This window comes from Nostoc sp. PCC 9305, assembly GCF_963920915.1.
In the GTDB taxonomy this organism is placed as follows: domain Bacteria; phylum Cyanobacteriota; class Cyanobacteriia; order Cyanobacteriales; family Nostocaceae; genus Nostoc.
The window spans coordinates 41,850-65,364 of sequence record NZ_CAWUDN010000039.1; the positions used below are offsets into that span (position 1 = coordinate 41,850).

15 protein-coding genes and 1 pseudogene are annotated in these 23,515 nt (G+C 42.0%); 5 read left to right on the forward strand and 11 right to left on the reverse strand.

All coding sequences use genetic code 11. From position 1 onward, the window contains the following. Positions 1-103: 103 nt before the first annotated feature. From ispG to ACM0OX_RS16595, 10 genes are all read right to left on the reverse strand, one after another. Positions 104-1,330 carry a (E)-4-hydroxy-3-methylbut-2-enyl-diphosphate synthase gene (ispG, locus tag ACM0OX_RS16550; RefSeq protein WP_414516207.1) on the reverse strand — a complete coding sequence of 409 codons (1,227 nt, stop codon included), beginning with the start codon at positions 1,328-1,330 and terminating at the stop codon, positions 104-106. 633 nt (positions 1,331-1,963) lie between these two features. Further along, positions 1,964-3,907 carry a 1-deoxy-D-xylulose-5-phosphate synthase gene (dxs, locus tag ACM0OX_RS16555; protein WP_414516209.1) on the reverse strand — a complete coding sequence of 648 codons (1,944 nt, stop codon included), beginning with the start codon at positions 3,905-3,907 and terminating at the stop codon, positions 1,964-1,966. Between the two features lie 417 nt (positions 3,908-4,324). Continuing rightward, a complete protein-coding gene (locus ACM0OX_RS16560) occupies positions 4,325-5,410 on the reverse strand; it encodes a Rieske 2Fe-2S domain-containing protein (protein WP_414516210.1) in 1,086 nt (361 codons plus the stop codon). 459 nt (positions 5,411-5,869) lie between these two features. Further along, positions 5,870-6,727, reverse strand: a complete 858-nt coding sequence (locus ACM0OX_RS16565) for a hypothetical protein (RefSeq protein WP_414516211.1) — start codon at positions 6,725-6,727, stop codon at positions 5,870-5,872. A 132-nt stretch (positions 6,728-6,859) separates the two neighbouring features. Further along, complete coding sequence (locus ACM0OX_RS16570; RefSeq protein WP_414516212.1) at positions 6,860-7,729, reverse strand: class I SAM-dependent methyltransferase; 870 nt, start codon at positions 7,727-7,729, stop codon at positions 6,860-6,862. Positions 7,730-8,155: 426 nt separating this feature from the next. After that, positions 8,156-9,232 carry a Rieske 2Fe-2S domain-containing protein gene (locus ACM0OX_RS16575; RefSeq protein ID WP_414516213.1) on the reverse strand — a complete coding sequence of 359 codons (1,077 nt, stop codon included), beginning with the start codon at positions 9,230-9,232 and terminating at the stop codon, positions 8,156-8,158. A 336-nt stretch (positions 9,233-9,568) separates the two neighbouring features. After that, entirely contained in the window at positions 9,569-10,675 is a 1,107-nt protein-coding gene (locus ACM0OX_RS16580) for a hypothetical protein (RefSeq protein WP_414516214.1), read from the reverse strand. Between the two features lie 274 nt (positions 10,676-10,949). After that, a complete protein-coding gene (locus ACM0OX_RS16585) occupies positions 10,950-11,561 on the reverse strand; it encodes a chorismate lyase (protein ID WP_414516215.1) in 612 nt (203 codons plus the stop codon). An 18-nt stretch (positions 11,562-11,579) separates the two neighbouring features. Then, positions 11,580-12,470, reverse strand: coding sequence for a 4-hydroxybenzoate solanesyltransferase (locus ACM0OX_RS16590; protein ID WP_414516216.1), 891 nt, complete (start codon positions 12,468-12,470; stop codon positions 11,580-11,582). 152 nt (positions 12,471-12,622) lie between these two features. Continuing rightward, positions 12,623-13,987: a cytochrome P450 gene (locus ACM0OX_RS16595; protein ID WP_414516217.1), complete on the reverse strand. Its 1,365-nt coding sequence runs from the start codon at positions 13,985-13,987 to the stop codon at positions 12,623-12,625. Positions 13,988-14,776: 789 nt separating this feature from the next. On the opposite strand from ACM0OX_RS16595, the gene psbA reads away from it, so the two are divergent. Further along, on the forward strand, positions 14,777-15,859 hold the full coding sequence (gene psbA, locus ACM0OX_RS16600; protein ID WP_414516218.1) for a photosystem II q(b) protein: 1,083 nt from the start codon (positions 14,777-14,779) through the stop codon (positions 15,857-15,859). 84 nt (positions 15,860-15,943) lie between these two features. Here the strand turns inward: psbA and ACM0OX_RS16605 are convergent, their stop codons facing one another. Next, the gene (locus ACM0OX_RS16605) at positions 15,944-16,090 is read right to left on the reverse strand and encodes a hypothetical protein (protein ID WP_414516219.1); all 147 of its coding nucleotides are present in this window, start codon (positions 16,088-16,090) and stop codon (positions 15,944-15,946) included. 308 nt (positions 16,091-16,398) lie between these two features. Between ACM0OX_RS16605 and ACM0OX_RS16610 the strand changes: the two genes are divergently transcribed. The 4 genes and pseudogenes from ACM0OX_RS16610 to ACM0OX_RS16625 all read left to right on the forward strand — a co-directional run bounded on the left by ACM0OX_RS16610 (position 16,399) and on the right by ACM0OX_RS16625 (position 23,489). Further along, entirely contained in the window at positions 16,399-17,772 is a 1,374-nt protein-coding gene (locus ACM0OX_RS16610; protein WP_414516222.1) for an IS110 family transposase, read from the forward strand. Positions 17,773-17,886: 114 nt separating this feature from the next. Continuing rightward, a pseudogene (locus ACM0OX_RS16615) lies at positions 17,887-18,042 on the forward strand (transposase family protein); the annotation flags it as partial. A gap of 627 nt (positions 18,043-18,669) precedes the next feature. Further along, a complete protein-coding gene (locus ACM0OX_RS16620; protein WP_414516220.1) occupies positions 18,670-22,632 on the forward strand; it encodes an NB-ARC domain-containing protein in 3,963 nt (1,320 codons plus the stop codon). Positions 22,633-23,096: 464 nt separating this feature from the next. Continuing rightward, positions 23,097-23,489 carry a hypothetical protein gene (locus ACM0OX_RS16625; RefSeq protein ID WP_414516221.1) on the forward strand — a complete coding sequence of 131 codons (393 nt, stop codon included), beginning with the start codon at positions 23,097-23,099 and terminating at the stop codon, positions 23,487-23,489. The last annotated feature ends 26 nt before the right edge of the window (positions 23,490-23,515 follow it).

The following is a 23,515-nucleotide window of genomic DNA, read 5'->3' on the forward strand; positions in this document are numbered from 1 at the left end:
AGTTCATTTGAAGTTTGTAGTAAAGACTAAAGTCCTTGCTTTTTTTGTAGAAAAGGACAAGAGTCCTCACTACGAACTTATTAAGGTTATATGACCGATGATATTAAGGGTCAACCCAACGACCGTCTGCTTTAATCAAATTAATCAGTTCTTCAACGCCTTGAGACTCAGGCACTTTTTTAATTTCTTCGCGTCCGCGATACAGAGAGATATAACCAGGCTGTTTACCAACATAACCGTAGTCTGCATCTGCCATCTCGCCAGGACCGTTGACAATGCAGCCCATTACAGCAATGTCCAGACCAGTCAAGTGCTTGGTAGCTTCGCGTACTTGATGCAGCACCTCTTCTAGGTTAAACAAGGTGCGACCGCAAGAGGGACAAGCCACATACTCGACCATCGTCTTACGTAGACCCAGGGCTTGCAAAATACTATAGCAGACGGGAATTTCTTGTTCTGGCGCTTCTGTTAGGGAGACCCGGATGGTATCACCAATGCCGTCAGCTAAGAGGGTGGCAATTCCAGCAGTTGACTTGATACGACCGTACTCACCATCGCCTGCTTCAGTTACACCCAGGTGCAAGGGGTAATTCATACCGAATTCGTCAATGCGCTGTGCCATCAGGCGATAGGCAGCAACCATCACAGGCACTCTGGAAGCTTTAAGTGAAATAACCAAGTTGTAGAAATCGAGGGATTCACAGATGCGAATAAATTCCAGAGCTGATTCTACCATGCCTTCTGGAGTATCACCATAGGTAAACAACATCCGTTCAGCTAGAGAACCGTGGTTGACACCAATCCGCATTGCTTTGCCTTGGTCGCGTAGAGAGATGACTAAAGGCTCTAGGGTTTCACGGATTTTCTCACCAATTTCGTCAAATTCAGCTTGAGTGTATTCAGTGCGATGGTCGTTGGGTTTTTCAAACACGTACAGCCCAGGGTTAATCCGCACCTTATCCACCTGATTTGCCACTTCTAAGGCAATCTTCATACCGTTGTGGTGAACGTCAGCTACCAAGGGAACATTTTGATAGGTCTCTTTGAGTCTCTGCTTGATTTGAGCAACGGCTTTGGCATGACCTAGGCTGGGTACAGTCACGCGGACAATCTCACATCCGATTTCGTGCAAGCGACGAATTGCACCTACAGATGCCTCTACATCTAGAGTATTTTCATTGATCATTGACTGCACAACTACAGGGGAACTACCGCCAATGGTAACATCAGCTACACTAACGGCGCGAGTTCTGCGGCGGGGGATCATTGTGCTAGTGAAGTTTTGAAGAGAAGTGGGGTTAGAAGTGATTGGAGTTGAAAAAGTCTGCATAAGTTATTAATGTTAAAAACAAGGAAGTATTGAGAAAGCAGCTATGTAGAGGGCAGAGAGGGCAGAGAGGGCAGAAGGCAGGAAGTAACAGGGCGGCCGCATCTAAATTACTCTTGATCACAACTAAGGTTAAGAAGCGAATGGCACTAAGAAAAGCGTAAATTCCTGGTATTCCTGGCTTTTGGGTGTGGGGTGTAGGGTGTAGGGTATAGGGAATTAAGAAGATGTTGAACTACTTGACGCACTCACATTCAATTGTCTGGAACACTACACCCAACACCCTACCCCCAACACCCTGCCCTCACGAGGTTTCACCTTTTCTTAGTGCCATTCGGTTAAGAAGCAACGAAAAAATCAGCATTTCTCGTTTGATTTATTTTCCAAGCCTCAAAGCTATCGCTTAAATATTTGTCAATAAACAAAACTTAATGAGATGACTTGAGACTCTATTGAGAATATGCTGTTTTTATTGACATGATACGGCCTCTCTACAGGAAGTAAAAGGGAACCCTACGAATGGAAAAAGTTTTCGTCTTTTTCATGCTACAAGTTAGAGAGCTTGTATCCTTACTAGGTCTAAAGGCATGGATTATGCTAGAGATGACAGTATAAATTCTTCTGGGCTCTGCCTTTTTAAGAGCTGATCGCAGCAACAGTTCTTCGCGCAAGCGAACTATCTTGCAATACTTGTACTGCCAGTTGTAGTTGTACCTCTTTTTTGACTCGCTCGGCAATTTGTGGAGCTGTCAAGCCTATTTCTAATTTAGATTCTTCTGGAGTGGCATGATCGACTAACTGGTCAGGGACACCAATCCGTGTGACTGGAACGACGATATGGTGATCTAGTAGGGCTTCGGCAACAGCAGTACCAAAGCCTCCGATTAAACACCCCTCTTCCAGAGTGAACACGTGACCAAATTTCTGAGCTAGAGGCACAATTAAGTCAGTATCTAAGGGCTTAGCAAAGCGGGTATTGACGACGGTGATTTCGATGCCTTGTTCACTCAATATAGTGGCAGTTTCCAGCGCCGTATAGACCATCGAACCATAAGCAACCATCAGTACATTGTCTCCGTGGCGGAGAATTTCTGCTTTACCGATGGCTAAAGGTTCCCAACCTTCTGCTTTCAGAGGAACTCCATAGCCATTACCGCGAGGATAGCGCATAGCGATTGGGCCATTGTGGTTAATACCAGTCACAAGCATTTGCTGGAGTTCGGCTTCATCTTTAGGAGCCATCAGTACCATGTTAGGCAAGCAACGCAAATAGGCGATATCGTACATCCCCTGATGGGTAGGGCCATCAGCACCAACAATGCCAGCACGGTCTAAGCAGAAAAATACAGGGAGATTTTGAATGCAGACATCATGAACGATTTGGTCAAAAGCTCGTTGCAGAAAAGTAGAGTAGATGGTAACAACTGGACGCATACCCTCGCAAGCCAAACCCGCTGCTAGCGCCACTCCGTGCTGCTCGGCAATACCCACATCAATATATTGGTTGGGTAGTTGTTTGTGGAGGATGTCTAGCCCTGTCCCAGTGGGCATAGCTGCGGTAATGCCAATGACTTTGGGGTTGTTTTGGGCAATTTTGGTCAGGGTTTCGCCAAATACTTTGAAGTAGTCGGGAGGTTTAGGCTTGCTCGAAGCGATCGCCTTGCCTGTGGCTAAATCGAATTTAGATTGGGCGTGGTAACTAACTCTCTCTTGTTCAGCAAATCCATATCCTTTGCCTTTAACCGTTGCTACATGCACCAACACCGGACCTGTCTGCTGATGTGCTAGATAGAAAGTGGCAATCAATTCCTCCAAATTGTGCCCGTCTATCGGTCCCATATAGGTGAAACCCAATTCCTCAAACACAGCTCCCATCTTCGGCACTAACAAGCGCTTTACCCCTTGTTTGAGTCGAGACAATTCTGGCAAGGAGTCATTTAGATGCGTTAAATTTTCAAACTGTTTTTCTAGCTTTTGCATTAACTGCACTGGGACGGAGTATCGCAGTTGATTTAGATGGCTCGAAAGTGCTCCCACATTGTGGGAAATCGACATCTCATTGTCGTTGAGTACGACTAACAAGTTGGTTTTGGGCAAGTAACCTGCATGGTTAATTGCTTCTAAAGCCATACCCCCTGTAAGCGCTCCATCTCCAATCACTGCCACTACTTTGAAGTTTTCACCCTTCATATCTCTGGCAATAGCCATTCCTAAAGCCGCAGAGATACTGGTGGAAGCGTGACCGGCACCGAAGTGGTCGAACTGACTTTCACAACGCTTGAGATAGCCAGCAATACCGTCTTTTTGCCGCAGGGTGTGAAAGCGATCATATCTGCCAGTTAAGAGTTTGTGCGGATAGGCTTGATGACCCACATCCCAAATCACTTTATCGTGGTCTAGGTCGAGAGTCTGGTATAGTCCTAGGGTCAGTTCGACTACACCTAAACCTGGACCGAGGTGACCACCAGTAGCAGCGACTGTTTGTAAGTGCTTTTCGCGAATCTGACACGCCATGTCTTGGAGTTGTGGAATTGAGAGTTCGTGCAACTGATTTGGATGAGTAATTTGGTTCAGATTCATACAAACGTTCCTCTTTTAAGTAGGGTGAGGTGTTATGGAACGGTGGATAAAATGTTAACTTGGTACTCCAAATTTATGTCGATTAATCAATAGCGCAATTACAATGTATTACGTCTTCATAACTTCTAAGGTGTCCCATTTTGCAATTATCCCGGCAGACTCCACCAATGGTGAGAAAACCTTGATTGCCTGTAAACATAGCTAAGCACAAAGCCTGACTATGACGTAGTCCAGCATATCAACGATCTTCAAGTTCAGCAAAAGCTTCTAGAATTGCTGCTTAGGTCATGAGAAGAGATCCACTCTAATTTTGGCGCTTCATTACACCATGCCTGTCTCAGCTTTTAGAATGAAATAGCCCTGCTACTTCTGTCCTTTCTTTTTACCAATGGCGTCAGCCTTGGTATTGGTGCCATCTTACTCGACTTTATCAACCCAACGTTGATAGAGTTTTCTATGCTCCAGAACTCCTTGGTCTTGATAGACGTAAGCTCCGCCCCCATCCTGCTTTATGGTATCTAAGACTGATATATCTTCATCTGCAATAATTCTAGCTCGCAAACGGTAGATTACAGAGTAGGGTATATCTAGCAAGAAGTTGCCCGTTTTTCTTAGCATTACAAAAAAGTGTGCAATAGTCATATTCTCATTAATTGGAGTGGTGCCAAACAACACCTTGAGTGTTTCATGCTCGTTATCTTCTGCAAAACCTGTCATTATGCATCCGCTAGACCAAATATCTGTTTGAAACGTAAAACTGTTAGCAGTTAACCCTAAAAGTTGGGCTATTGGTCCTAAGAAATTATGCTCAAACATGAATTTATTCCAGACTTTCAACTTGAATTTTAAGTAAGCGTCTTTTTGAATGGTCGGTTCGCTGTCATTTGCTGCATCTTGCTCATTAAGAATGGTGAATTGAGAAGAATTAGTCATCTTGAAATTGTGCAGTGCGATTGCATGATAGTAGTCGCACCCGCCAGCCTCAACTACCCGTTGCACTGTCGTTTTAGTAGCGTAGGCATAACGAAAAGCCATGTATTTGTGCTTTTGAGCTTCGGCAGATGGAAACTCTGGTAAAGGAAACAGAGGCACTTGCGTGCCATACCACACCCAAATGTAACCATATCTTTCGACGGTAAAATAGGTAGTTTGACGAGCCTTTGGGGGAGTATGTTCAAGTTCTGGAGCGGAAACACACTCCCCAGATGAGTTGTAGCACCAATGGTGATAAGGACACCGAATACACCCATCAACCACCTGACCAACTGCTAGGCTTGCCCCTAGGTGCGAGCAGTATCTGTCCATGATTGCTGGACGATTTGTTTGATCTCGCCAAGCTACCAAAGGTTGACCGAATAACTCGATTGCTATTGGTTTGTTACCTAAATCTAGGGAGGGCATAGCAATGTACCAGCTAGCCGCTAGTCTCATCATCTCTTTGTTGACTTTTGTTCTTCGTTGAGTTTGCTTTACCTCTGCTAGTTTCTCTTGGTTACTGACCATATCCACCATATCCTTTTACTATTATTTATTGCTTGGAAGTAGCATTGGAATGCGTGACCTAATGTCGCACATTCCAATGCTACTTCCAACCCTTCATGAATTAAGGTTAGATTGCGACATTATTGATGTACTATGCCGCTTAACCCTCTTTTGTCACTTTGGGAGAATCTAATTGCTCAAACGCTTACGGGGCTTTAATTTCTACTTTTTGTCTATAAATTTTAGTTTCTGTTAGAAAATAAAGCCTCAAACCTGCATTAAATCAAAGTCTCAGAATTTGGCTGAGATTATTGTTTTCTGAGAGTGACAAAAGAGGGTTAATTGAATAAAGTCAAGGGCGGTGCTGAGACAAGAGATGATATTAATAACTTGAAAAATTTCAGAAATTGACGAAGCAAGGTATTCAGCAAATTGCTGATGAGTTTTATCATCCCTTAGATCAGCAACGCCAGGTCAAGTCTAGCTCCAGTAGTAAAACGTATCGTGCTGTTTGGAGAAGGCCATAAATCCGCCTATAGTTCGCCGCGGACGACTACCTGATACTCGAGTGACACGATGATAGTATCGACCAGCATCGAACACCAGCATATCTCCAGGACCTGGGGCAACAGCTACACTCTCGTACTTTTGTTCAACCATAGGATCTACTGCTTTTTCTTCACTTTTCTCTTTGGGGTTCCACTCTAGGCTGTAAATGATCAACTCCCCGCCAACTTCAGGAACAGTAATAGGAATAAAGTAGCTGAACTGGTCAGTTGTATCGATTAAGGTGTTCAAATGCTCATGTTGAGGCACACGAATTAACTGATTGCCAGCATGAATTGGTATCTCATTGCCCTCGAACAACACCCGGATAGTTGCTGGAGTATAAGTTTGTCCCTCTTCTGATCCGTTGGGAACTCGCACAGGTAGTCCAGAAAGACCGTGGAGTACTGCCCCTATTCGTTCCTCTAAGCCAAGGTGTCCTTGGAATAGGATAGAACTTTCTTGTCGGAATGCTGTTGCACAATCGAAGTATTTCTTCATATCAGACGAAGAAGTGCCGAGGAGAGTCTGACCATATACCTCTATAGGTTTGTACTTCCTATCTACGTTTTGAGTTGGTCGAGTAGAGTAGAGCGATTTCATGGCACCGTTCTCCAAGCGAGAGACAACCTGCTCAACAGTTTCCGGGGAAAGCACGCCACGAATGATCATGCCTTCGAAACTACGGTTGAACATAATATCCTTGAGGGTATTGGGATATTTCTCTACTTCTGATACATGGATGTCTAAAATACGCAAAGCGGGCTTTTCAGAGATAGTACTGTTGGACATAGTTTTTCGTTAATTGTTGTTAGTTGAAGGTTTTGTCAGGGTATTGTACTTGAGTTCAACACAGTCGGCTCTAACTGTGTCTCGATAAAAATCGCTTTTCTCAAGCTAGGGGAAAAATTCTTAAACAACTGATTAGGAGTCAAGGGTAAGGGCGAAGATAGAATTTGTGGAGAGAAGATACTTAACGAAGTTAGGATCAAGTCCTAGCTGTTGTTTACAAGAGACTTCTCCCTCTCCCATGATTTCAATCATTTTGTGTTCTTCAACGCCAAACCCTTGTTCTCTAAAAAACTGTCTGGCGTGTTCCATGTTGTTGAAGCTGTTCTCTATCAGAGATCTACCTGTAAAGTCAGAAACGGTTTGAAACATCCCTTCGACTTCTGAATTAATTTCTTGCATTTTATGCCACTGCTCCTTAGTCATCAGGTCAGGCGTGATCCAAACACCTCCATAGTGCAAGAGTACCTCCCGAATATTGGCACAAACCCGCTCCTTTTCTGGAAAAGTCAAGTACATCAAAAGCCCTTCGCACAAGATAGTAACCTTTTCCGAGTCACGTAGGTAGCCAGCGTGAATCGGAAATTGGCTTGGTCTAATGGTTGCATCTATAGCTTCAAAGTGAAGATTAGAAAGTTCTTCAACCAATTGACTAACTAACTGCTTTTTGAAGTCAATCATAGCAGGTAAGTCACTTTCGACAAAGGTGATGTTCGGACGTTCAGACATCTCTAAACCTCGCGGTAGTAAGCCTGATGCCAGTTCGATAATTTGTGTGTGACTAAATCTGGCAATAAGATGGTTGACTGCTTTGTAACGGACTTCAAGCAGTGGCACAACAATTTTTAGAAGGTAGTTTTCAGACGGCTGCTTCAATACTGTTTTTGCATCCACCAATTGCGCCAGTTCAAAGGCATACGGAATGTTACTGAACTGTCTATTGTGAGCAGCGGTAAGAGCTGTCGGGCTGATTAAATCAAAGCTGGAAGGTGCCAAAAAAGTCATTCTATGTATCCTTTAGTAAATTATCCCAGTTCAATGGCGATTTTTGGTGTTGATCACGAATTTCAGCTTAACAAAACTGTGCTACTGCATAGTTGCTTTAATATCAAAAATCTTCTGGATTACATCGGCAAAAACTAAACAAAACGATAAGTGTTGATTTTTTCGTTGCTTCTTAACCTTGGTTGTTATCCAGAGTAATTTAGATGCTTTTGTCTGGGTAATTAATAACGCAAATATTAACACTAAAGACAATTAAATATGCGTTATTTTATTGTAGCATACATCATTATTTTACTACATTTTGACAATAGATTATAATTTTTTTTCAACTAAATACACTTTCCTAAACAACCACGATTTTGTTCAAATCTACCTAGATTTGCTTTATAAAGCATCTCTGAGATCATCTCTTTCAATACCTGTTCATTACTCTGCTTTCTCAACCCAATTTTGATATAATTCTCGGAATTTCAAAATTAGGTGGTCATGCTTAACATAAGACCCACCTCCATTTGGGTTCATAGTGTTCCAGACTGGTAAATCTTCCAAAGCACTAGCTTTAGGCTGTAACCTAAAAAGTATATAGTAAGGAATAATCAACCAGAAATTACTTGGCTTCTTAAGCATTAACGATACACGCACTATTGTGTTAATTTCATCAACTGGAGTGGTAGCAACCATTAGCTTCAATTTCTCTTCATTCTGGAATAAAGTTTTAATCACGTGTCCACTAGGCCAACTGTTTACTAGCAATGTCATTTTTTCAAAATTTAACCCTAAAGCATGCAATATTGCACTTACTATCCCGGTAAAACCCTTGAGTTGGACTTCAATTAATGCTCCAAACCAGGCTTCATTCGGAATAAGTAGTTCGTTCTGTTGTTCTGGGTGCAGCTTACTAAGAAGGGCGGATTTAACAAGTTCTTTAATAACCTTCAGATCGTGAATAGGGACAAAATGAGCATAGTCATACGCATTTTCAAGCAACCTTGGTACTGTTGTTGTGGTATTCAAAGCAAAGCGAGAAACAGGTATGTAGTTATGCTTCTCGCTTTCAGGGGCTGGGAACTCAGGTAAGGGGAACAGAGGCGACTCAGAACCATACCACACCCAGATATAACCATATCTTTCAGCGGTTACATAAGTAACCTGACGAGCTGTTGGGGGAATGTTTTCTATGCCAGGTATAGAAATACAGTATCCGGAGATATCATAGCGCCAGTGGTGAAAAGGACATTGAATACAGCTATTTACTACCTTACCAATCCCCAAACTAGCTCCCATGTGTGAGCAATAACGCTGCATAATGACTGGGTGTCCTTTTTGATCTCGCCAGGCTGCCAAGGGTTTACTAAATAACTCTATTTCTTTTGGCTTTTTACCTAAATCCTTGGATTCCATCGCTACATACCAACTAGCTGGAAGATTCATTACCCCTTTTTCAGTTTTAGTTTTCATCTGGGTTATATTTGCGTCTTTGATTTGTTCAACTTTAGTGTTCATTTGTTCCTCCTTAATAACTTAACTTTATATGCAACTTTCATTCATTGTGAAAGAATATTTGTAACCTCGCACCTATGGCAGGCAATGCTGCTAGCTCGTGATCATTGAGTTAGATATTCTTATAAGTTGGATATAGCGACAACTGAGGTACACCCAAATCTTTCTTACCAAGTTTAGTAGCGTTGAAAACGTACCTCACTAGATCGGTAACCGCTATATCAAGACTCAACGAAGGTATTATCAATCGTAAGTCGTAATCAACTTGAGCAAGCACTGACAAACACCCTTACAAAGGTTAAGTGCGGGCTACAAATAGCTGAGAGGCTGTTATTTTTTCTACACTCCCTGTTTTACTTTTAGGAGTGGGTTAACAACAGTAGCAGTGGTAAAAATGCTGTTGTGATCGAAAATAATACTTCCTTCAAACCTCTTATTGTCTCCTTCTTCAATCTCCTCGTAATATCTCCAGTGTGGAAATTGATTGGGGTTTCGATCAAAAGGATAGGGTATCCGCAGGTAAGCCGATGGCATCCAAGATCCATTCGGCTTCTGTTGTTCCAGTAGCCAGTGCGTTGCAGCTGCTATAGCAGCTTTCACCTCTGCATCGGTTGTGTTTAACAGCAATAAGCGCAAGCACCATGCAGTAGCAAAGGTTGAGCCATCTGGGTGCTTAGAAGTTACCACAAATCCTTGGCGACTCAAGCGCTTCAATCCCCATACCACTGCTTGATCGATACGAGGCTGGTCAGTGGCTTGACCCTCTGCTGCTAATGCCTCTGCTGCTAATGCCGTAGTGTATTCATGGTCACTCCACCAATAACCATCCCAGTTCCCATGGGATGTCTGAGTAGTTCTCAAGTAGTCAAGCAAACGTGGGCGGAACTCCGGTAAAGCGGCGACCGCAGCACTGACACAGGCATGAGAGCTACACCAACCCGCGAATGAGATATTAACTAGATCGGGAACTTTAATATAGGCTCGAATCGATTCCTCAATGAAGGTCGATATCCCACCATCGGATTGCAGATGCATAGACAGAGCCGCCTTTGCCCGCTGTGCCCGTTCTGAATCAGTAGCACCAATGGCCGCAGCTAATTGTAATGCCCAGCCTGTAGAGTCTGCATCTCCACAGAGGATGTAGTTATAACCCCACTCACCTGTAGGACGGTGGTTGCGGGTTTTGAGCAGTTCCCAAGCTTTTATAAGAGCCTCAGATATGCGAGTATCAGGCACTGTAGCTAGTATGGTGCCGACATAAGATGTCACCCACTCATCACCGATGCTAGCAGCCTGAGGAAAATTGTAGTCCTGCCACCAGCCCTCCGGGCTTTTGGACTCCAACAAAAATGTTACTGCTGCATTGAGAGAGTCACTCAACTGGTTGAGATCAGGGGATAGCATCTTTTTTTGTCTGGTAGAATCTTCTAACCATTGTGATTTCATGTTCTCATTCACCTCTATACAAAATTGAGTTCATCGTTATTTTGAAAGTCACGTCTAATGTGAATTAGGTGTTGAAACCTTTGTACTTTCATCGATGATTTCCAAATCCTATTTTTGGGCTAACCCGGAAAGCTTTATGGGACAACAGGATTTTTTGGCGTTGCATAAATGCGGGATGAATTGGCGGGTGAAACCATTGATAATTCGTTCTAAATTGGGCGAAATCATCCCATGATTCAGCAACGCCGATTTTTTAATTCACATCAAGCGTAAGTCAGGAAACTGAATCTTTCATGAAAGTTACTTCTGGACCAATGTATTTTCTCAAGTAAGGTGAAAAAACCTCATAAATCAGTGTTAGAGGTTGTCCTTGATGCCAAAATAGGTAGTGACGACCCCAAAAAGCGCCTGTTTGACCAAAAGCTAACTCTAAAGCAACTGATTTACCGTAGTGAATTCCCTGCACATCTCGATACAACTCTATGCGTTGGCTCGTTAAACTTGCCCAAATTGGTAAGTTCTGGTTCTGCAAATACTCATTTACATGATTAGCTGTCCACCATGAAGTAGCATACGCTAATCGTTGGCCGGAAGCTGTACGTAGCCACACTTGCCGCCGTACTCGTGGTACTGGTAATAATTGGATCGGTTTAGGAGCACCATCTGAGTCTATACCAATCTCAGACATATCGATTAAGTCAACTTCCGTGCGTTCACCTGTTAGCAGTTGCAGGTGTCGTGTTAGAGAACCATCTCCTAAAAGGAGTACCTGCCACGTCGGTGCTAATTGAATGTGGGGCAAGCCTTGTTGAACTATTTCTTTCCCCCCTTCCCAAACCGGCATTAAGCAGTGCCACGTTGTATCCCAAACACTTTTTGAAGACATATGTAAATATGTTTTAATTCAAAACTTTAGAGATCCTGTAATCATTCCAAAAAGTAACAGAAAGCCAATCCAAATGTTTTCGTTAAACATTTGACTATAGACAGGATTGGGCAAATGCGGGTCATACAGCCGAATACACTGCCAAATCCAGGCTACGGTTGCAAGAGATAGAGTGATCCAGAAACTGAGTTGCAACTGCATCGATACAGCCAGCCAACCCAGCAGTAAGACTGTACCTGCAAAGAAAATTGCAACAGTAACCGCAGCGTATTCACCAAAGAACAGGGCGCTGGAGTTTACACCAATTTTCCGATCATCCTCACGGTCAGACATGGCATATATGGTGTCAAATCCTAAAGTCCATAGTATAGTTGCGCTCCACAGCAGCCAAGTGGGAAATTCTAACTTCTCGCTTACTGCACTCCAGCTAATCAGAACTCCAAAACCCCAAGCGATCGCCAGCACTAACTGAGGTACTGGAAATACCCTCTTTGCTAATGGATACAACACAATTACTGGCACTGCTGCCACTAACAACCAGAATGAGAGCGGCTTGAGATAGAGGGAAAGAATCCCGGTACACCCCACAGATATGAAGGCAATAAAAATCCCGACTTGGATAGAGAGGGTACGGGAAGCCAAGGGGCGCTGACGCGTTCTTTCCACTTGTGGATCTATATCTCTATCCCACAAATCATTAATCACACATCCAGCAGCACTGCTAGCCAAACTCACTAAAATGATGACGCAAACAAGTGGTACTGGTGGCGTTGCCCGTCCCGCCAAAAACAAAGCCCAAAGGGCAGGAATCATTAAGATTAACCGTCCAGCTGGTTTATCCCACCTTAGAAGTTGAATAATTGGAAGCCAGCTAAATTCTATTTCTTTAGATTTTTGCTGAGTAAGCATAGTTTATCAGACAAAATTATGTTCCTTGAGATTCGTTAAAAGCGTGATATTTAAAGTCAGCTAATCCTAAGAAAGCATAATTACTTTCTTAAATATAATGCTGGAAAAAAATCACCAGCATTTTACGGATTCAGTAGCGACCCGTTGCCTGGTTATAGTACAGACAGAACCTTTTGAGATTGACGTTGCCCGCTCACAAGCATACGCAGACTAGTTGGAGGAGCTAGGGTGACGGTATGGCGTACAAGCTTGAGGGGGCGCTGATCTACTAAAGTTAGTTGCCAGGACGCTAAAATCTCAGCCAGGACTAATTTCATTTCAAACTGAGCAAATGCCATGCCAATACAGCTACGGTTACCGCCACCAAAAGGGAGATATTCGTAGGGAGCAAATTGTCGTGTAAGAAAGCGTTCTGGCTGAAACTGCTTCGGCTGTGGGTATAAATCTTCACGATTGTGAGTTAAATAAGTCAAGCCCACTAGTACTGTACCTGGATCAAACTGGTAACCCATGATTTCCAATGGTGCTTTCAATTTACGAGGATTGGTTTGAAAAGCAATTGGGTGCAATCGCAGTGTTTCTTGACAAACTGCACTTAGGTATGGAAGCCGGGCAATCAAGCTTGGGTCTTCATTAGTGCGGATAATGTCAGTCTCACTCTCGAGCTTGCTCTTAACCTCTGGTAGATAGTGAATCCAGTACAGGGCTAATGCTAATGCACTTGCAGTCGTTTCATGACCGGCAAACAACAAGGTAAGTAGTTGATCTCGTAATTCGACATCAGTCATAGGTTGGCCGGCATCATCACGAGCCATTAGCAAGAGGGTGAGAATATCGGTACGGGAGGATTCTAATGACTGCCGTCGCTCGTCGATTTCGCTGTAAAGAAGTTGATCAATTTCCTGGCGCAGATGCACAAATTGTCCCCATGGACTCCAAGCACCGAGATCCCATCGAAGGGCAGGAATAAAGAGCAAACTTGCTTTTAGGGTAGAACTGACTGTGTCTAAGAATGAACCTAGCAGTTGTCTTAATTGCTCGTAACGCTGTCCTTGATGCAGACCAAAAACGGCTTGCAGTATTACCCGTAGGGTAATTTCTTGCATGACTAAACGAACTGAGAATACTTGACCAATCGTCCATTTCATCATCACTTGCTGAGTGATGTCACGAATGAGTTGACCATAAGCCCGCATACGTTCTCCATGAAAGGGGGGCATGAGGAGACGACGCTGACGTTGATGGAGTTCACCGTCTGTAATTGCCAAGGACTGCTTTCCTACAAGCGTTTCGACGTGAATCGGGCTGGCACTTTCAAATACATTTGGCTCCGCAGTGAAGATTTCTTTAATTGCTTGAGGGTGATTGAAATACACGACTGGAGAATTGTTTCTATCTCCTAGCGTGAAAGCATCACCATAGCGCTCTCCCAGTTCATCAAAAAATTCTAGGGGACGTATAATCAGTTGGATTGTTTCTAGCCAGCGTGGAATCTGGGGACCATCAGGAAGTTTCATAAAGTTTCTCTTTTTTAAGGAATAAGAAGTCACTCTTGAAGCGATAATCCTATAGCTTGTTGCCCACTAGACCAAATGTTTTAACTGTAAATGTTTAATCAATTGCCTTGCAAAATTTTTTTCATACTAGCTGTAGGAATGCTAGAAATTGGAACTCTCTTAAAGAGAATTTATGGGTAAATTTGCAGCGGAACTGAGTTCTTAATCTTGTAAAGTCTGGTTTAACTTAACAACATTTTAGTTAGGGTACATAATCTATAATTTACCTCCCCTAACTCGATTAGTCAAGTACTTTATATGACAATATTGATTGCACAAACAATACCTTCGCCAAAAATAGAAGTAGTTTAGCTTTTGCCGAAATAGTCCAACACAAGAGTGTGCAATACTCGTAAGGCAAAACGTAAAATCTAAGTCCCGACGGATAGGACAGTATAAATTCCTGATAGAGCAAACCTAAGATTTTACACGCTTGTTTTTGCTCTATGCCAATACTCGTAAATTGGCGAAGGTATTGACAAAAGAACTTTATTGCAAATACTTGTAATGGTCTGATAGTGGAATGTAATCCTATGAATTGTCATCTACCGCAAGGCAGATGACTTAGTTTCCCCTTCTGGAATTCTTAAGCACCGGGTCGCACAAAATGGTAACTAAAAGAAACTTATATAACTTTTTATAACTAAGTTATATAACTGACAAATGTTAATACACATTTTATAGTTAAGTCATGTTGCCTCCTTAAGGACAACAACATAACAATCAACTTGTAATGTAATCATCCAAATTATGACTGCTACCTTACAAAGACGCTCAAGCACGAGTGTATGGGAGAAGTTCTGTGAGTGGATTACTTCAACTGATAACCGTTTATATATCGGTTGGTTCGGTGTCCTGATGATACCTACTCTGCTAACTGCGACTATATGCTTTATCATTGCCTTCATCGCTGCTCCTCCTGTGGACATCGATGGTATTCGTGAACCTGTTGCAGGCTCCCTGATCTACGGCAACAACATCATCTCCGGTGCTGTTATTCCTTCCTCCAATGCAATCGGCTTACACTTCTACCCTATCTGGGAAGCCGCTTCTTTGGATGAGTGGCTGTACAACGGTGGTCCATACCAGCTGGTCATTTTCCACTTTCTCATCGGTTGTTTCTGCTACCTGGGTCGTCAGTGGGAGTTGTCCTACCGCTTGGGTATGCGCCCTTGGATATGCGTAGCTTACTCTGCACCTTTGGCATCTGCTACCGCAGTGTTCTTAATTTACCCCATCGGTCAAGGTTCCTTCTCGGATGGTATGCCTCTGGGTATCAGCGGTACCTTCAACTTTATGTTGGTCTTTCAAGCAGAGCACAATATTCTGATGCACCCGTTCCATCAGCTGGGTGTTGTAGGTGTATTTGGAGGTGCTTTGGCTTCTGCTATGCATGGTTCTCTGGTAACCTCCAGCTTGGTACGTGAGACCACTGAGAACGAATCTCAGAACTACGGCTACAAGTTTGGTCAGGAAGAAGAGACATACATTATCATGGCTGCCCACGGTTACTTTGGACGCTTAATTTGGCAGAACTTTGGTTGGAGTAATAGCCGTTCATTGCACTTCGTTCTAGCTTCTTTACCCGTAATTGGTATCTGGTTCACCGCACTAGGTATTAGCACAATGGCATTTAACTTGAACGGATTCAACTTTAACCAGTCCGTTCTAGACTCACAAGGTCGTGCGATTAATACTTGGGCTGATATATTGAACCGTGCGAACTTGGGCCTTGAAGTAATGCATGAGCGCAATGCTCATAACTTTCCCCTCGACTTAGCTGCTGGAGAAACTGAGCCAGTTGCTCTCACTGCACCTGTTATCAATGGGTAAACTCATCCAAATTCAGACTTCTATGGTCTGTTTTTAAGAGTACTTTACCTAAAGCTATTTAGTGAATTGATGTAAGCGCTCCTTCTAGGAGCGCTTTTTTATTCCTATTTCCAAAGCAATACCTTTGCCAAAAAAACTACGTTCAATCTGGCGTATGCCCCGCACATGCTTTTTTAGTTCCTTTTTTGCGTGCCTATCTGCTTCATAAATAACTTTGGCGGCTTCTTTCAAATAGTGAAAATGGCATAAACCATGAGCATAGGACCAGCCCTTTCAAGGTCTTGTAATTTTCCCCAAATTATAGTTAGTTGAAAAAATAAAGTTGGGAAATGGGGAATAGCTAGAATGATTATAGGTCAAGTATTTGAGCGTCTGGGGCATTATGGCTATGACATTGGTGAAGGACTTGCGTTTCCTATCCCGTTTGAAAGATTATCTATGAGTACATCCCCAGGTCAGGACTATCCATACATAATAACTAGAACAGGGTTGCAGCAATGAAATTGCCAGCGAATAAAGAGAAGAACCAGCCTGTACCTGTGGTAAAGCCTTCATCCACTTTAGAAGAAATTAACCAGAACGCAGCCGGAATAGACCTTGGTAGTGGAGAACATTGGGTTTGTGTCCCCGCTGATAGGACAGATAAAAATGTTCGCCAATTCGGATGTTTTACCCCTGATTTAATTGCAATGGCTGATTGGTTAAAGGAATGCCGAATAAATACCGTGGCAATGGAAGCCACAGGAGTTTATTGGATTCCAGTGTTTCAGATATTAGAAGCCAAGGGTTTTGAGGTCAAATTAGTCAATGCTCATCACGTTAAAACAGTCCCTGGGCGTAAAACAGATGTGTTAGATTGCCAGTGGTTACAAAAGTTACATACATATGGACTACTGTCTGGTTCTTTTCGCCCAGAAGACCAAGTTTGTGTGCTACGCAGTTATATCCGTCAGCGAGATACCTTAATCAAGAGTGCTAGTGCCCATATACAACGGATGCAAAAGGCACTCATCCAGATGAATTTACATCTCCACAAAGTCATCAGCGATGTGACTGGTTTGACCGGAATGAAGATTATAAAAGCAATCGTTGCTGGTGAACAAGACCCACAAGTTTTAGCCAAACTCAAAGACCCACATATCAAAAGCAGCACAGCAGATATTGCTGCATCTTTAACTGGTGATTACCGTCGTGAACATTTATTTGTCCTCCAGCAAGAATTGACCTTGTATGAAATTTACCAACAACAGATTAGTGCTGTTGACGCTGAAATTGAAAAATGTTTAGCATCTTTTCAACCTAAAACTTTAGATGATCCGCCGACAACAGGAAGAAAACGCAGAAAAAAACCGACTGCAAATCACCCCGATTTTGATTTGCATAAATATCTTTATCGGATGGCAGGAGTAGATTTTACACTGATTGATGGTCTTGATGCTTTAACTGTTCAGACCATTTTATCTGAGGTGGGATTAAACCCGAAACGCTTTCCCAGCGTTAAACACTTTACCTCTTGGTTAGGTTTATGCCCTGGTCAAAAAGTGACCGGCGGTAAGGTCAAAAGCTCTCAAACTCGTACTGTTGTCAATCGTGCTGCGAATGCTTTTCGCATGGCGGCTTTTTCTCTGACTCACAGCCGTTCTGCTCTGGGTGCATTTTATCGCCGTTTACGTTCTCGCTTGGGCGCACCCAAAGCAATAACTGCTACTGCACATAAGCTGGCTCGTTTGTTCTACCAAATTTGGACAACTGCTGGACGATATTCTGATCCTGGTATGGAATACTATGAGCAAAAATACCAGGATCTAATCCTCAAAAATCTTCAGAAGAAAGCGCAAACTTTTGGTCTTCAACTTGTCCCCAAATCTCAAGATAAGGAGGGAGCTTCATTTTATCAAACCCTTTCTAGATAAGCTTTACGTCAAGTGTTTCTTGAAAGAGGGTTAAGAATGGGCAGAATCCTTCATGTAAAGATTTTTTATTTGGTTGAGTCTGACGTTCAACTACATACGGTAGCTTTAAAGTTACTGCGACATTACCAACTGTTAAATTCATACTTCAATTATGCAACGCCGACTTACGGTTGTGCAAAGTATGAATGGTTAAAAACATTTTTAGAACTCCCGAATGGTATCCCGTCACATGATACATTCGCGCGAGTATTTGCACAGATAAACTTGGAATCTTCTTTAGTTTTTGTTAGGTTAGGGAATAAGGTGCGTTCGCCCTACTTTTTCTTGCCATTTATACAATACACCTCATCTTCTCTGTGTCCCCTAGTTTACTTGAATCTCTGACCCTCTCTAGCAAACTTTGCGGTTCTAGAAAAAAATCGCTTTCAAAATAGAGAATATCAATGTTTACTATAATACAATACAATGATAAAATAAGTAATTTGTGATACACTAAGATAAGTAGTTTTGTATGAAAAAACCAAACTATAGGACTCCGATTTTATTTCTGAAAACACACTGAGATTGAAAAGCACGTTTTATAAGGGTTTTATCTGAAATCTTGTTCAAAAATCAGATATGAGTCCTATATGTCAAGATAAATAAGTTAAGAAATATCAGGGGAATGGATAGCCTTGCAGGAGAGAGGTCAGAATATTAAGTTGCACATCGCTTCATATTATTTTTACCCAAATCCCAAATCCAGAAATGAATCCAACAGTACACAATATGTGAAATTTAACTTTGATTAATAAGTTTTAGTTACGTAAATTGTAAAATTGCCAAATTATACCAATTCTGTATGAAAATGCACAGAAGGCTCTGCTTGAAATCCTTACTAGATAAAAGGACTATTCTATGCAGGCTCACATAGAATTGGTATTACACCAAAAAACTTCTTTAGGATACCAATGGCCAATGACAGTTGAAGAAGCCTTAGTCACTATAGAGTTAATTCTTGGGAAAAAGTCTTTGAATAAAGTACAAGAGATGATTTTTCGTCAGTCTTGGGAGGAAAAAACTTATCCAGAAATCGCCGAAAGTTATGACTATGATGCCGAATACATTAAGTTTGCTGCTTTTCAATTATGGAAAATGCTTTCAGAAGCGTTAGGCGAGAGAGTAAACAAAAACAACTTTCGCCTAGTTTTAAATAAATTGTATTCACAAAATATCTCTGAAAGAGATTTGCATTCACTCAGCCATACTTTAGACAAACAGCAAGTAATTTCAGAAGAAGGGATTACAAAGGTTAAATTATCAGAAGATGATGGAAATATTTTAAGGAGAAAGTCAGTTTCCTTGTACTCGCGAATAAATTCAGAAACTTCTCAATATGCTATAAAGCCTCTCATCGCCGAAGACAATCTTCGGAAGACTACCAGTGTTAGCAATTACAGCATTGAAAGTTGTCAATTTTGGGGTGAAGCCATTCAACTTTCTATATTCTATGGACGCTTTAAAGAATTAACTAACTTAGAGAAATGGATTGTTAAAGAAGGCTGTCAACTGATAGCCATTGTAGGAATGGGTGGGACTGGTAAAACGGCTCTGTCCTTGAAGTTAGCGAGTCAAATTCAGGACAAATTTGAGTATATTGTTTGGCGTTCAGTTCATAACGCACCCTCCCTTAGTTCTCTTCTTAAAGACATAATTCAATTCCTGTCTAACCAACAGGAAATAATTTTATCTGAAGATGTTAATAAATTAATTTTCCATCTCTTATATTACCTACAAAAGTGCCGTTGCCTAATCGTACTTGACAATGTAGAGTCTATTTTATGTAGTCCTGCTCCATCAGAGTCTTTGTATCGTTGTAAAGCAGGTAACTACCGAGAAGGGTACAAAGATTATGGTGAATTCTTTAAGTGGATTGGAGAACTAAGTCACAATAGTTGTCTAGTGCTAACAAGTCGAGAGAAACCCAAAGAAGTCGCTGCTCTGGAAGGTAAAACGTTGCCTGTTAAGTCTTTGCAACTGTTTGGTTTAACAGTAAGAGAAGGGAAGGAAATTTTTCTAGCAAAAGGTGACTTTACTGGTTCAGCAAGTGATTGGCAAACCCTAATTCAATCCTATATGGGTAATCCATTAGCCTTAAAGATTGTAGCCACGACGATTAATGATTTGTTTGCTGGTAATATTTCTAAATTTTTATCTCAAGGAACAATTATCTATGGGGAAATCGAAGATTTATTAGATCAGCAGTTTGAGCGCTTATCCTTATTAGAAAAAGAAATTATGTACTGGTTGGCCATTAACCGTGAACCAGTGACACTCAGGGATCTGCAAGATGACCTTCTAACCACCGTATTACCTGCTCAGTTAATAGAGGCACTAGAGTCTTTAGAACGGCGATGTGTTCTTGAACGTTTATTTATCCCACAGATTGAAAATTTTTCATTAACTTATTTTACATTACATTCTGTACTTATGGAGTACTTAACGGCTAAATTAATTAAGCAAGTTATCCATGAGATTCAAACTCAAAAAATTTCTATCTACAAAACTCACGCACTTATAAAGGCTCAGGGAAAAGATTATATTCAGGAGATTCAGAGGCAACTCATCCAGAAACCACTTTTAAATCAATTATTGCATATATTTGGTAATCCTGGTGCTATTAAAAATCAGATAATGCAAATTATTTTATTCCTCCAGGAAAACCTGCCAACTGAAATAGGGTATGCAGGCGGCAATACACTCAATTTATTATGTCAACTTCAGGATGATTTAAGCAATCATAATTTTTCTAATATGCCAATTTGGCAAGCTGATTTGCGAAACGTAAATTTACGTGGTGTTGACTTCTCAAAATCTAATTTATCCAAATCTACTTTTACTGAAAGCTTTAGCTATATTTATTCCTTGGCAATCAGTCCCGATGGAAGATTAATCGCAACAGGCAATGCTCATGGCGAAATTTGTCTGCGGCAGATGTCCAATGGACAGGTAATATTGACTTGGGAAGCACATATGGGTTGGGTTCTTTGTTTGACCTTTAGCACTGATGGTCAAATGCTTATCAGTGGCAGTGACGATCAAACGATCAAGGTGTGGGATATTAATAACGGTCAGTGTCAGCAAACTTTATTTACTAACATGTGGACTACTACTCTCATCTCAAGTCATCAAATACTAGTGAGTGGCAGTGCAGATCCAATAGTTAAGGTGTGGGATATCAATAATGGTGAATGCCTGCATACTTTGCAAGGACATAAAGGATGGATATGGTCTGTTGTCCTTAGCTCTGAGGGTCAAACCCTTGCTAGTTGTAGTGCAGACCGAAAGATAAAACTGTGGAAGGTTGATACGGGTGAATGTCTGAAAACATTGCAAGGACATGAAGATATAGTCTGCTCTGTTGTCTTCACCCACGATGGACAAACTCTAATTAGTGGCAGCAGCGATCGCACAGTAAGACTATGGGATGTTCAAACAGGTAAGTGTCTCAAAATCCTCCAAGGACATACAGATTCGGTATGGTCAGTTGCTTTGGTTATGGAACGCTCTGGCGTCAGCGAAGCGAAGCCAAAGGCGTTAGCCTCTACGAAAGAGATACGTATGCTTCAGGAGACTTATAGTTCCGCCGACCATCCACTGTTAGCAAGTGGCAGTGCTGATCGCACGATCAAGCTGTGGGATATCAGCATAGGTCAGGTCGTTAGAACGTTGCAGGGACATAGTTATGGAGTCAACACTGTCGTTTTCAGCCCTGATGGTCAAAGCCTGATCAGCAAAGATGTAAGTCAAACGATCAAGCTGTGGAATACTCAGACAGGTCAGTGTCTCCAAACCTTCAAAGGATACACTAGTGGGGTGTGGTCGATTGCGTTCAGTCCCAATGGTCAAACTGTGATCGGTAGCGGTGAAGACCAAATGGTGAAGCTGTGGGACGTCAGAACTGGTCAGTGCCTCAAAGTTTTAAAAGGCCACAAGAATTGGGTTACATCTGTTGCTTTTAGCCCGGATGGTCAAACTGTAGCAACTTGTGGAGCTGATCGGTTAGTGATGCTTTGGGATGTGCATACAGGTCAGTGCCTGAGAATTTTTGAAGGACATACCCATGGGGTGCTCAGAGTGATTTATAGTCCCAATGGTAATACCCTAGCAAGTTGTGATGAAGACCAAATGATAAGGTTCTGGGATATTAAAACGGGTGAGTGTGTCCAAGTGTTAAAGGGACACATCAGTTTGGTAACTTCAATCGTTTATAGTCTGGATGGTCAAACCTTTGCCAGTTCTGGAACCGACTTAAGGATTCTCATTTGGGATGTGAAAACAAGCCAGTGCCTCAGGGTGCTAGAAGGTCACACCAATTGGGTATGGACTATCGTATTTCACCCTAATGGTCAAACCGTAGCAAGTTGTGGCGAAGACCACCTGGTTAAGATTTGGGATGTCAACACGGGGCAATGTCTTAAAGTTTTGCAGGGTCATACCAATTCAGTTGTTACAGTTGCCTACAGTCCAGATGGCCGATTTCTAGCCAGTGGTGGCACAGACCAAACCATACGGATCTGGGATGTCAGCACAGGTCAATGCCTCAAAGTTTTGAAAGGGCATACGAAACGGGTTTATTCCCTTGCTTTCACCATCTTATGTGAAGTAGTCTCATCTGAGGTGGATACAGTCCTTGCCAGTAGCAGTGAAGATCAGAGCATACGATTTTGGGATTTTGAGACAGGTCTGTGTCTCAAAATCCTGAGAATAAGGCCCTACGAGGGCATGAATATCACTGGTGTTACAGGTATCACTGAAGCTCAAAAAGCGACTCTAAAAGCTTTGGGGGCTGTTGAGGATTCTGAACTACCGTTAACCTAACTGGAGTTTTAGTTCCCCGTGCGAAACTCGAAACCATCACAGCCTTTAAAGTCAGACAGAAAATTTGTATCCGGAAGTAACGATATAACCTTGCTCAGAAAAAATCATGATCGCTTTAGTCAAAAGCAAAAATTTAAAGGAAACTTGCCTTACAAGGGGGATGATTTAGTTAAATATGGATATTTGCAAATATCCATATTTAACTAAATCATCCCGTATTTATCCAACGCCGACAATTCAACTGACAGCCCTTAATGTTGCAAGTGAAAGCTATGTTATTTATTTGCATGTTGCACGTGTATATCCACAGCGTGATACCTCAAAGTATTAACAAAGATACTGTATCTTTCAGCCTGGCTAAAAATATAGAGTTAAGTATCTTGTGGGCAATTCTTGCCGCTAGTTTAAGTATATTTTTCTATTTAAAATTAATAGTCTACATAGATGCTAACTCAGAAGTGTCCATGAATCAAACACCTGAAGCAAGTAAAGAGACTAAGCAGCGCCCTTTTGAGATAGAATCACTCATAGCTAGACAGATGACGAAGCTAGAATACGTCATTAATCAACTAAAAAATCAACTGAGCAAGCGATTACCGATAAAAGAATCGCTACTGTGTGTCTGCAAGGTAGTCGAAGAAACCCGTGAGGCAATCTGCGTTACAGATGCCGATGGTATCGCTACTGAGATCAACAAAGCTTTCCTTGAATTATTTAAGTACTCAATAGACAAGTTAAATGCAAAGGGAGGTTTATTCACTCAGTTTGAGAATACTCAAGTTGGACAAGAGATCCATAACCTCCTACTTAATGGATATACCTGGAAAGGCAGGGTAAGCTCATCTAATTTGGTATAGGGTGAGCTTGACAAATTAAGTAAGAT

Excerpts from the sequence above, each read along its gene's own strand:
- ACM0OX_RS16595 (WP_414516217.1), bottom strand. The coding sequence starts at position 13,987 with ATGAAACTTCCTGATGGTCCCCAGATTCCACGCTGGCTAGAAACAATC.
- ACM0OX_RS16575 (WP_414516213.1), bottom strand. The coding sequence starts at position 9,232 with ATGAACACTAAAGTTGAACAAATCAAAGACGCAAATATAACCCAGATG.
- psbA (WP_414516218.1), top strand. The coding sequence starts at position 14,777 with ATGACTGCTACCTTACAAAGACGCTCAAGCACGAGTGTATGGGAGAAG.
- ACM0OX_RS16620 (WP_414516220.1), top strand. The coding sequence starts at position 18,670 with ATGCAGGCTCACATAGAATTGGTATTACACCAAAAAACTTCTTTAGGA.
- ACM0OX_RS16625 (WP_414516221.1), top strand. The coding sequence starts at position 23,097 with ATGAATCAAACACCTGAAGCAAGTAAAGAGACTAAGCAGCGCCCTTTT.
- dxs (WP_414516209.1), bottom strand. The coding sequence starts at position 3,907 with ATGAATCTGAACCAAATTACTCATCCAAATCAGTTGCACGAACTCTCA.
- ispG (WP_414516207.1), bottom strand. The coding sequence starts at position 1,330 with ATGCAGACTTTTTCAACTCCAATCACTTCTAACCCCACTTCTCTTCAA.
- ACM0OX_RS16570 (WP_414516212.1), bottom strand. The coding sequence starts at position 7,729 with ATGACTTTTTTGGCACCTTCCAGCTTTGATTTAATCAGCCCGACAGCT.
- ACM0OX_RS16565 (WP_414516211.1), bottom strand. The coding sequence starts at position 6,727 with ATGTCCAACAGTACTATCTCTGAAAAGCCCGCTTTGCGTATTTTAGAC.
- ACM0OX_RS16590 (WP_414516216.1), bottom strand. The coding sequence starts at position 12,470 with ATGCTTACTCAGCAAAAATCTAAAGAAATAGAATTTAGCTGGCTTCCA.
- ACM0OX_RS16585 (WP_414516215.1), bottom strand. The coding sequence starts at position 11,561 with ATGTCTTCAAAAAGTGTTTGGGATACAACGTGGCACTGCTTAATGCCG.
- ACM0OX_RS16560 (WP_414516210.1), bottom strand. The coding sequence starts at position 5,410 with ATGGTCAGTAACCAAGAGAAACTAGCAGAGGTAAAGCAAACTCAACGA.
- ACM0OX_RS16580 (WP_414516214.1), bottom strand. The coding sequence starts at position 10,675 with ATGAAATCACAATGGTTAGAAGATTCTACCAGACAAAAAAAGATGCTA.